The following is an 11,291-nucleotide window of genomic DNA, read 5'->3' on the forward strand; positions in this document are numbered from 1 at the left end:
TAGCTCCAGTAGATCCTGTAGCTCCTGTAGGTCCAGTAGCTCCTGTAGCTCCTGTAGGTCCAGTAGCTCCTGTAGCTCCTGTAGATCCAGTAGGTCCAGTAGGTCCAGTAGATCCAGTAGCTCCAGTAGGTCCAGTAGATCCAGTAGCTCCTGTAGATCCTGTAGGTCCAGTAGCTCCTGTAGCTCCAGTAGCTCCTGTAGCTCCTGTAGGTCCAGTAGCTCCTGTAGATCCTGTAGATCCAGTAGGTCCAGTAGATCCAGTAGCTCCAGTAGCTCCAGTAGCTCCAGTAGGTCCAGTAGCTCCTGTAGGTCCAGTAGGTCCAGTAGGTCCAGTAGATCCAGTAGGTCCAGTAGGTCCAGTAGATCCAGTAGGTCCAGTAGGTAAAGTAGGTAAAGTAAGTGGAGGAATAGGAGGGAATGTTGGACCTATTAATTCTGGATTGAAATTATTGAAAAAAAACGGTGATGGAATGTTGTTATTTGACATATAGAAACCTCCTATCTAGTTTATTAAAAAAATATATTATATATAGTAAATGTATAAAGATATAAAATTGATTATTATAAATGTATTAATTTTTTGACATAAAAAAAGAGATGAAGGACCAGTTCATCTCTTTTTTCCCTATTCAGGTGAATTTATGTCAATATTTATTATATGTATAAGTTTTAAAAAAAGTTCTTATATTGAATTTTATAATTAAGTATTGTTAAAAAGTGTAATTATAAAGTCTGCTGAAATAAATGTTTCATTTCTTTTAATAGGGGTCACCATATTATTTTGGGAAAATTGTACGCTAAGGACTACAAAACCTTATTCTTACAGTATCTTTAAAGGTAAATACATGTTCAGAAAGATAGAAACCTAAGTTTAATTGAACATTGATTTGTTTACATGCTTTATGAACATGATTATAGTCAGAAAACGTGTTGATATTGTTGAGTTTTACCCTCTGTTCATAAATATAAGGTTTTCTGGACAGATATCTCTTAGCGTACAGGAAACGCTTGGAATGTGTCCGAATTGTGTCTAAACGTACAATTTTCCTGAAATGGTATGGTGACCCCTAATACAACTTAAAAGCATTTGAAATACGTTTAAAAAAAGTAACTCAAAAACTTTTTACTTTTTAATAAGTGTAGTATTGAATAATTAGTAAAGTGATTATTGGGAGAAGAAAAATAAGTGGTAAGAGTCAATGGTAAGCGGACTGAAAGAGATCAGCGTTTTTTTGCTGATCTCTTGAAAGGAGCATTAAGGAATTGACTCGTGCATCTGATTTTCCAACCTCTTGGCAGTTCCCCAAAACAAATTGTTTTGGGGACGCCAACCGGCGAGGGAGGCCCTCAAGGATTTGAGGGGTTGGGGAGTTGGATAAGGGGGTCTGGGGAAGATTTCCCCAGCAGGTTTGGACAGAGTCCAAGGTTGTTTTTTCCATGCTAAGCATGGCTCGGCGAAGCCGAAAAGCGTCGCAGACCCCTATCGATTTTGATGCGAAAGCGTCAAAATACGTATAGGGTTACTCTAATTGACACCATTTCGTCGCTTTGCTAGACTTATGGTATCAATTAATCTAGGGAAAGTGGTGGCACTTTATGTTGGGTTCTATCTCATTTAATCAATCTCACCAAAGTTCATTAAGCCACAATAATAGGGAAAATATTCATGGGAATCCTGGCATTGATCCAGCTAGGTCAGAGGAGAATATTTACTTTGTTCAAAAGGACATCCGAAGTGTATACAAGGATGTCTTTCAAGAAGCGGTGGACAAGTATAACGAGAAGCAAAAACGGAATGACCGTAAGATTGAGAATTACTATGACAAAATACATAAAGATGATAAAACGCATGAGCAACGAGAATTGGTCGTAGCGATTGGAGAAGGTAAAGACGACCCGAAGTATAGGGAAGCTAAGAAAGAAGCGTTAAAACGGTATGCTGAAGCGTTTCAAGAGCGGAATCCCAATCTGGCAGTCTATAACATGGTTTTACATGATGACGAAGCAAATCCACATTTACATATTAACTATGTACCGAACTTTGAAAGTAGTCGAGGATTAACGAGGCGTGTCGGAATGGATAGAGCTTTGCAACAACAAGGTGTCGAAGGAACGGGAAGAAAGTTAATTGCGCATTGGAGAGAAAGGGAAACCGCTTATATAGAGCAATTGGCTAAAGAATATATTCCGAATTTTGAACGTGCTAATGTAGGTTCACATAAGTACATGAAAGTCCGTCAATACAAGGAGTATGCAGAAGCAAAGTCAACTATTGAAAATCAAGTAGAGGAAAAAGAAACTAAGTTACAAACGATTGACGATCATTTAAAAAATGTTGAAGAGAAAACAAACGAATTAGAAATGACGAAAAAGAGTTTGGAAAGTGATGTTGTTGATACGTACAAAGAATTAGAGATAGTAAAGCAACAGGTAGAGAGTGAAAATGAAAAGCTGCAGCTAATTGGCCAGCGTCATGTGGAATTAGAAAAAAGAGTAGAACAAATGCAAAAAGAATTAGATAGTGCTAGTGATCGAGTGCCAAATGAACCTGTTAAAATTCCATTTTTACGTAAAGAAGTAGTAGTAGAAGTACAGGATAAAATGTTTGGAAAAGCTGAAATTACAAAGAAACAGACAAGAAATTATGTGTTATCACCAGAACAATATCAAGAAGTAACAAAGCAAGTGAATGCAGCGGTCACTATCAAAAAGGATCATGAGCGTTTGAGAGAAACAGACTTTGTGAAAGAGTATGAAAGTTTAAAAATGACTGCAGACGGTTGGATGAAAGAAAATAGAACATTGAAACAGGAAAAAAACCAGTTGCAAAAGGAAGTTGGTGTATTAAATAGAGAAATTAGCTCGTTAAAAGCTCATATAAAGGGTTTGCAGACGAATATAAGAGTTTTATATGTACAAACGAAAAAAGTTTTAAAAGAGCAATTTAAGGGGTTTAGAGAGAGTGTTAAAAATGAATTGGGTAGCAAGGGAGTAGATAATCAATTTGAACGTGAGCATAAAAAAGAGGTGAATAAACATCGTGGATTTGATATGGAACGGTAAAAAAACAGGGAAACTTTGTTTTTATCTTTAAGGTTGTTAAAAACATGATAGAATGAAAAAAAGAGCCATGCGGGAACATGACTCTTTTCATAGGGTATTTTACGAAAATACCTAAACTTCACTTATCTGATTATAGATTATCATAATTTGATTTATAATCAAATAGCAAAAAATAGGTATTTTTGTTGATTCCCTCAATTAAGGAGGAATTAACTTAGATATGACAAAGAAAATTATTGATTTTGGACAAGCTGAAAAAAAAGCAAAAGAAAGAGATAGTAAAATTAATAGTATTTATGAAAAACTTGAAGGTAGTGGCGGACTTTCTGAAGAAGAAAGAGTCATTATGCTACAAGTATTAAGTAAAATGTCTGGTGGAGAAGAATATTTTATTGGTAAAAAGAAAAAACCTACAGATCGGGTGAGATTTGTGCAGATAATTACTGATAATATTAATTATCTATGTAAAACGGGATATCTGACAAATGCTGAAAAAGCTTTTTTGATTGATTTAACACCGTATATAGAGTTTAAAACTAATATTTTAATTGAATGTTCAAATGAAGATTCTGAAGAAGTAGATGCAGATGCAGCTACACCAAGTTATTTAGCAAGGAAGTTAGGAAAAGATAGAAGTAATCTTTCTCATTTAATGAATGGTTTATTGGAAAAAGGTGTTTTAGCTGTTGCAGAATCTGGAATGACAACTGAAGATGGTCGCATTTGTAGTTCTCGTACTTGGTTTGTGAATCCTAATGTTTTATGTTGTTCCCCTAAAGATGGAGTAGACAAGGCTACTATGAAGATTTTTAAGAAGTCTCTTAGAAATTTTAAAATAACTGGAGATAAGAAAAAACATAACTTACCGATTTATTTATTTTAGATGTCATTTGTTATTGACATCTTTTTTTTTTTATTATTTTCCATTTTTTAGGTGTGGGAATTTAACAACACATGTGTGGGAATTTTCCCACACCCTACCCTTGTTAAACCCTTGATATTACTGACTTTCTTTACTTTGCTCTTCTCACTCTTATATATAGGGCTAAAAGTTCCGCAAGGAACAGGTAGTATTTTTGAGCAAACAACGCTCAAAAATCTCCACCTTCATAATAAAAAAGTCGGTTCGTTCATCCTCACCTAAAGACTACCGTCTTTTCTTTTTTATTATGTCCTTGCAAAACTTTTTTCGGCTTGTATGCTTTTCTCGCCAAGCCGACAGACAAAAAGCAAAGCAATGCCGATCGACTTGGACTAGTAAGTATACAAGCCGAACCGCCTAGATCATTCGTCCTAAAATAGTGCTTACTCCAAAATTGATATGGAATACGTGGGGTTTCGCCCCCACACGACGAGCCAGCACTCTAGCCAAAAAGCAAAAAGTAGACCAAAAAACAAGGACAAAATCAGGCTAAACAAAAATAAGCCGTCCATATGGACGGCTTATTTACATAATTCACGATATAGGAAGTTCTATTTTAGTAAACTCATAGCAACTACAATACATCCAACTATAAATAATTCTTTTTTTAATATGTATTTTTATCTTTACTTAGGATATGCTATAGTCTTTTCCTTAAAAATGTTTCCATAATATCTCTCTTAAATCTTTCATAATTGAACTGAAAAGCGATATTATGTGTTTTATAACCTGGATTTGTCACAAAACGAAAGTCTGCGATACTTTGACCAAATCCTTCTCCTAGATCGGGAATTACTTTGATGGGCACTTTTGACAGACGAACTGCATCTGGATTCAACAAATACCATATTGTTAAAAAATCATGCATAGGGCTTCCTCCTATGCCAGGATTCGATTTAGAGTAGAAATTATAGTAGCAGTCTAACATAGGTTTGATGATGAGTCCTGCAAGGTCTTGTGTATTCCGGTGAAATGCATCAATTTGTTGAACCATTTCAGGTGTAACAATCGCGTGTTGGGTGACGTTTAATGGAATAATTGTCAAATTCTTCGCATGCTGCAGAATTAAGTTTGCTGCATAAGGGTCTGCGTAAAAGTTAGCTTCAGCCACAGCAGTCACGTTTCCGGGGTAAAAAAAGGCTCCACCCATGCAAATGTATTCTTTCACATTCCGCATTGCTTCTAAATTCAAAATAAATGACGTAGCCAATGAGGAAAGTCTTCCCAAATTGATAATTGTAAGATCGTCTAAATTTGAGTTTATAATTTTGTAAATATCATTCATGGGATAAATTGGATAAGGGATTTCAGGTGGAATGATAGGTCCTAGTCCTACTTTTCCATGTACTTCAGGAAAATATTGAACCAATATACCTGTTAAAGGTACAGAAGCACCGAGAAATACGGGTATCTCTTTTCTTCCCGAAATATACTTCAAATAGTTAATATTTTTTATAGCATTCTCTCTCGATACATTTCCATAATCAGCTACAATCCCCACAAGTTGGATATCATTACGAAAAAAGGTGTACAGAATAGCAAACGCATCATCAATTCCCAAATCTGTAAACAAGAGAACTTTTTTGGGCATATATTTTCCTCCAAAAGCCATAAAATTTTATTTTTACTAAGGATGTAATGAATAGGCTTGTACTATATTTGATATATATTTTATATATTCTTCAATAGTACATTCTGTTCATCTATAACTTTAGATATCTTATATGTGTTTGCATCTAAAATAGTATTTTTGTTTTGTATATCATATTCATGTGAAGTTGACATAACGTCTCATTATCGGCAGCAAGGAAAAAGCGGAATCCATTGATATAATAAGGATTCCGCTTTTTCTTTGTTTGTCATCCTATGCATGATTTTATACATTGTTGAGATACTATGGTTTTTCCGGTTTACGAATGTCCTGTATTAGTACAAAAAATTGTATAAAATCTTGTATAAAAAAGATTGATAATTTTAAAACAAAGTTTGATGAAAAACTTTGTTGATATAGTTTTTTTCTTTTGATTTTTAAACTTCAATTGTATTGTTAAGTTAAAGGTCCATTTAATGAAATAAGTGTTTTAGGCTAAAAATCTTTCTTTACAAAAGTCACTTTGAATTTTAAGTACATTGACTTAACCAGTGCATAGGATAATTTTATAAAATTGTGAAGGATTGAGAAAAATGCACTATATTCCTTTTATGTATCGATATCAATATCCTTATTATGTTAATGTACCAATACCAATGTATAACTATGGAAGACAGTCTGTTTATTGTACTTTTCCTAATGAGATAGAGCATGCAAACAGATTTGATTTTTTTCGTTTTTCCAATGGTGATGGAAGTATTTCGTTAAAAGATTATGGATCAGAACCATTTGTTGTTAATATCAATGAAGCAGCAAAGCAAAATAATACGTATCGTACTGCTTTATGGACAGGGAAACATTTACAAGTTACCTTAATGAGCATTAATGTTGGTGAAGATATCGGTTTGGAAATACATCCTAATGTTGATCAATTTTTACGTATTGAACAAGGTCAGGGGATTGTTCAAATGGGAAAGAGTAAAGATAATTTAAATTTCAAAAGAAATGCTTATGATGATTTTGCAATAATGATACCTGCAGGAACATGGCATAATGTAATTAACACAGGTAATATTCCGTTAAAACTTTATTCGATATATGCTCCTCCAAATCATTCATTTGGTACCGTTCATGTTACTAAAGCAGATGCATTGGCTGTGGAAGAAGATTATAGTCATGGCAATAGGAATACAGTTGGTTATTAATCAAGATTTATTATAAAATCTATAACTGTGTTTTAAAAAGCAAAAAAATAAACTTTTGTTAATCTTAAAAAACAATTGAAAACTCTTCTTTAAATTTTAAAAAGAAGGTGTTACCTTTTCAAAGAAGGAAAAGACTATATAGCAACTGGAGAACAGCTTGAAGCAGAGGGAGGACAAAATATGGCTCAAACTTATTGGGGATCTGAGGTAGCCAAGAATTTAGGGATTGGCTCAAGTACTTTGCGTAAATATTGCCTTGCTCTGGAGGAAGTTGGGTATCCTTTCGAGCGCGGTAGTAATAATTCTAGAATTTTTTATCATAAGGATGTAGCAATTATAGAACGGCTATTAACAGCTATGAACAAGAAGAACGTAACACTAGAACAGGCTGTAAATCTAGCAATGACAAGTGTTATAGAAAATGAGATAGCAACTGTTGCTACAGATAGCGTAGTAGATACAGAACAGATAATAGTATTATCAGAACGTATAGAACGTTTAGAACAGCTTAATTTAGAATTAATTCAAAGATTGGATCAACAAAGTAAATTTTTACAGGAAACAGATGCTCAAAGAATAATAAGAGAAGAACAAAGAGATATTCAATTAATGCAAGTATTAAGAGAAATACAAGACAGTAAGCGATTAATAGCAGCTTCAGAACAGAGGAAATCGCTTTGGAGTCGTCTATTTGGTAAATAAATTAGAATTTAATAATAGAGAAAAGCTTACTCCTATATAAAAATAAATAAGGAGTGAGCTTTTTTGTTACTTATAAGTGGTGTTATTATAATTTCTAAAATTGGGAGTAGCTCCCCGATGTCAAGGGGAGCTACAGAGGAATAACCATGACATTAATTTTGAATTATTTAATACTATTGAACATAATAAATTCTTTTACAATGACACATACTATCCTTATATAAATTGTTATAATACGAACACTTAATTCAAAAGGGGTTAGCTACTTGTGTCTGAACATATAGAGATTATTTTGAGAACACTATTAGCTTTTTCGATTTTATTTATCGGAGCTAAACTACTAGGAAAGCAAATTATTGCTGAAATGAATACTTTTGATTTTATTGGTGCTATCTCTATCGGAAGTATTATTGCGAATTTGGCATTTAATTTAAATATAAAAACTCATCATGCAGTCATTGCTTTTCTTATGTTAGTATTGGGGTAGCGTCAGAAAAATGCGGATTTACAACGTTAAGCATTTTGATACAAGTCTTATGAGAAATTATGAAGTCCTAATTTAACGATAATTTAATTATGTACCAATAGGCTTACTCTATTGAGATTGTGAAAAAATGTACTTAAACTAATGGGGCAGGTTAGTGAAAGGCAAGTTATTTAAAATATATATTAAGACTTCAACAAATTTTAGTGTTATATATAAACCCCTGCCCAGTCTTTTAAATTATGTTATAATTATCGCAAGAACAAGTATTTAAACAAAACTCGGAGATGTATAAGATGATTAGATTAGAGAAAATAAACGCTGATAACTACCAAAAAGTTTTTGACTTAGAACTTGTAGGAGAACAGGAAAACTTTGTTTCATCAAATATGAGATCGTTGGCACAAGCCTGGGTATTTTACGAAAGAGCCAAGCCTTATGCTATTTATAATGATGATACAATTGTAGGATTTATAATGTTTGACTATAAAATAGAAAATAGGAAAGTAGAGATTTGGCGATTTATGTTAGGGAGTGCATATCAAGGAAAAGGCTATGGTAAAGAAGCATTAAACAAAGCTATAGAATTTTTGAAGCAAGAAAATTTATTCGACTATATCCAAATAAATTATGTTGAAGAAAATTTAGTGGCAAAAAAACTTTATCAAAAAGTTGGTTTTTCAGAAACGGGAGAAATGGAAGGAAACGAAGTTGTTATGAGGCTCTCAATAGTGAAAGAATAGGTGTCAAATATATTCCAGTTTCATTACCTAACAGCAGTGATGAATAGCTAAAAGTATATTTCAAATAGATAGAACGTTTTAGGTTGGCAGCTGCTAGCCCTTTTTGTATTCTTGTTTTGTGAATAGTTACACTTAAACTAAAGGGTGCTTTAGTTCAACAATCTAAATTAAAAAGTCGATTCCTTGAGAGACTGGAAATCGGCTTTTTTTATGATTGGAACTTCCTTAGCGTTGTAAATACGCATTTTCCTGACGCTACCCCTTATAGGAAAAAAGAGAAAACCTTTAGATCGGGTGAGGTTTGTGCAATTAATAATGGATAATATCAATTATTTGACTGAGATTGGTTATTTGAGTAGTAAAGAAGAAGCTTTTTTATTTAAATTAGCTTCATTTGTGGAATTTAAGACTAATGTTATTGTAGAACGTGAAACAGGTAGTCCAGCATCTCCCACATATTTGAGTGAAAAGTTTAAAATAGCTCGTCAAAATATTTCAGGTACAATGAATACTTTGTTAAAAAAAGGAGTATTAGCTGTTGCGCAAGCAGGGGTAACAACAGAAGATGGTCGGGTGTGTACAAGTCGTACATGGTTTGTAAATCCTAATATTATGTGTTGTAGTCCAAAGGATGGTATAGACAAAGCAACACAACATATTTTTAGAGATTCATTACAAAATTTTAAATTGGAAGAAAAAGGGAAAAAAGAAGTATAAACTTCCTGTTTATTTGTTTTAAAGAATACAAATTTCTATTGTATTCTTTTTTTTTTGTTATTTCCCAATTGTTAGGTGTCATGAAAACATGACACCTAACATCTTATGAACCCTTGATATTATTAACTTTTTTCATTTTGTTCTTCTCACTCTTATATATAGAGCTAAAAGTTCCGCAAGGAACAGGTAGTATTTTTGAGCAAATAACGCTCAAAAATCTCCACCTTTAAAAAAATTATCCTTGCGGAACTTTTTTCGGCTTGTATGATTTTTTCGCCAAGCCGACAGACAAAAAGCAAAACAATGGTTCTCGACTTGAACAAACAAGTATACAAGCCGAATCGCTTAGATCAATCGTCCAAAAATAGTTTTTATTCTAAAATAGATACGTAATTCGTGGGGTTTCGCCCCCACACGACGAGCCAGCACTCTAGCCAAAAAGCAAAATTTTATATAATTAATATTATTTGTAATAATATTAATTAAGAAATGCGAAAAAAAGATAATCTAGCTGCTACAATACTTGATCCTGCTGCTGTAGCTCCACCTATTGAAATAGTTTTATCACTAATATTATATAAATTAATTGTTGTGCCAGCTGGTATTTGACCAGAAAATCCGAAACAAACAACTTCTTGACCTGTAGGTGTACCATAATTAGCTCCATCTAAACTAGGAACTGGAATACCATTAAATCCTACACCAACAGCAACAGGGCCAGCTTGATTATTTGAAGTCATTACAGCACCAATAAAAAAGTAATTACCAGGAATTTGAATAGTAAAAGTATCAATACCATTAAATGTAACATTTTTACTTATTAAAACTGGTGCTGTAAATTGAATAGGTGCTAAATTATTAACAGTTTGAGGAGCAGGAGTTACTATACTAGCGTTAGCAGAAGAAAAAGTTCCAGTAGCTCCAGTAGGTCCAGTAGCTCCAGTAGCTCCAGTAGATCCTGTAGCTCCTGTAGGTCCAGTAGCTCCAGTAGGTCCAGTAGCTCCTGTAGGTCCAGTAGCTCCTGTAGCTCCTGTAGATCCAGTAGGTCCAGTAGATCCAGTAGCTCCTGTAGCTCCAGTAGATCCTGTAGATCCTGTAGATCCTGTAGATCCAGTAGCTCCAGTAGATCCTGTAGCTCCTGTAGGTCCAGTAGCTCCTGTAGCTCCTGTAGGTCCAGTAGCTCCAGTAGGTCCAGTAGCTCCTGTAGGTCCAGTAGCTCCTGTAGCTCCTGTAGATCCAGTAGGTCCAGTAGCTCCAGTAGATCCTGTAGATCCAGTAGCTCCAGTAGATCCTGTAGATCCAGTAGGTCCAGTAGCTCCAGTAGATCCTGTAGCTCCTGTAGGTCCAGTAGCTCCTGTAGGTCCAGTAGCTCCAGTAGGTCCAGTAGATCCAGTAGCTCCTGTAGCTTCAGTAGATCCTGTAGATCCTGTAGATCCAGTAGATCCAGTAGCTCCAGTAGATCCTGTAGATCCAGTAGGTCCAGTAGCTCCAGTAGATCCTGTAGCTCCTGTAGGTCCAGTAGCTCCTGTAGCTCCTGTAGATCCAGTAGATCCAGTAGATCCTGTAGCTCCTGTAGATCCAGTAGATCCAGTAGATCCAGTAGATCCAGTAGCTCCAGTAGATCCAGTAGCTCCTGTAGCTCCAGTAGATCCTGTAGGTCCAGTAGCTCCAGTAGATCCTGTAGCTCCTGTAGGTCCAGTAGGTCCAGTAGATCCAGTAGCTCCTGTAGGTCCAGTAGCTCCAGTAGATCCTGTAGCTCCAGTAGATCCTGTAGCTCCTGTAGGTCCAGTAGCTCCTGTAGCTCCTGTAGGTCCAGTAGCTCCTGTAGCTCCTGTAGATCCAGTAGGTCCAGTAGGTCCAGTAG

The 11,291-nt window shown here is 34.9% G+C and carries 7 protein-coding genes and 3 pseudogenes; 7 read left to right on the forward strand and 3 right to left on the reverse strand.

The annotated features are described in order from the left end of the window. Window positions 1–487, reverse strand: a 487-nt coding sequence (locus tag ACTFSI_RS27555; protein ID WP_440045787.1) for an exosporium leader peptide-containing protein, incomplete at its 3' end; no start/stop codon positions are given. Window positions 488–1,596: 1,109 nt separating this feature from the next. Here ACTFSI_RS27555 and ACTFSI_RS27560 point away from each other — a divergent pair. Continuing rightward, the gene (locus ACTFSI_RS27560) at window positions 1,597–3,063 is read left to right on the forward strand and encodes a plasmid recombination protein (RefSeq protein WP_000901539.1); all 1,467 of its coding nucleotides are present in this window, start codon (window positions 1,597–1,599) and stop codon (window positions 3,061–3,063) included. Window positions 3,064–3,283: 220 nt separating this feature from the next. After that, window positions 3,284–3,946, forward strand: a complete 663-nt coding sequence (locus tag ACTFSI_RS27565) for a MarR family transcriptional regulator (protein ID WP_000162379.1) — start codon at window positions 3,284–3,286, stop codon at window positions 3,944–3,946. A gap of 679 nt (window positions 3,947–4,625) precedes the next feature. Here ACTFSI_RS27565 and ACTFSI_RS27570 read toward each other — a convergent pair. Further along, window positions 4,626–5,576 (reverse strand): nucleoside hydrolase, encoded by a 951-nt coding sequence (locus tag ACTFSI_RS27570; protein WP_440045788.1) that lies wholly within the window; start codon window positions 5,574–5,576, stop codon window positions 4,626–4,628. 593 nt (window positions 5,577–6,169) lie between these two features. On the opposite strand from ACTFSI_RS27570, the gene ACTFSI_RS27575 reads away from it, so the two are divergent. The 5 genes and pseudogenes from ACTFSI_RS27575 to ACTFSI_RS27595 all read left to right on the forward strand — a co-directional run. Further along, the gene (locus ACTFSI_RS27575) at window positions 6,170–6,781 is read left to right on the forward strand and encodes a cupin domain-containing protein (RefSeq protein WP_000558980.1); all 612 of its coding nucleotides are present in this window, start codon (window positions 6,170–6,172) and stop codon (window positions 6,779–6,781) included. Window positions 6,782–6,961: 180 nt separating this feature from the next. After that, window positions 6,962–7,483, forward strand: a complete 522-nt coding sequence (locus tag ACTFSI_RS27580; RefSeq protein WP_000079496.1) for a DUF3967 domain-containing protein — start codon at window positions 6,962–6,964, stop codon at window positions 7,481–7,483. A gap of 268 nt (window positions 7,484–7,751) precedes the next feature. After that, window positions 7,752–7,961, forward strand: a pseudogene (locus ACTFSI_RS27585) (DUF421 domain-containing protein); the annotation flags it as partial. 302 nt (window positions 7,962–8,263) lie between these two features. Continuing rightward, window positions 8,264–8,710 (forward strand): GNAT family N-acetyltransferase, encoded by a 447-nt coding sequence (locus tag ACTFSI_RS27590; protein WP_000620148.1) that lies wholly within the window; start codon window positions 8,264–8,266, stop codon window positions 8,708–8,710. Window positions 8,711–8,974: 264 nt separating this feature from the next. Continuing rightward, window positions 8,975–9,449: pseudogene (locus ACTFSI_RS27595) on the forward strand (MarR family transcriptional regulator); the annotation flags it as partial. Between the two features lie 460 nt (window positions 9,450–9,909). On the opposite strand, the pseudogene ACTFSI_RS27600 reads toward ACTFSI_RS27595, so the two are convergent. Next, a pseudogene (locus ACTFSI_RS27600) lies at window positions 9,910–11,291 on the reverse strand (collagen-like protein); the annotation flags it as partial.

This window comes from Bacillus cereus group sp. MYBK101-2, assembly GCF_051918845.1.
Taxonomy (GTDB): Bacteria; Bacillota; Bacilli; order Bacillales; family Bacillaceae_G; genus Bacillus_A; species Bacillus_A paranthracis.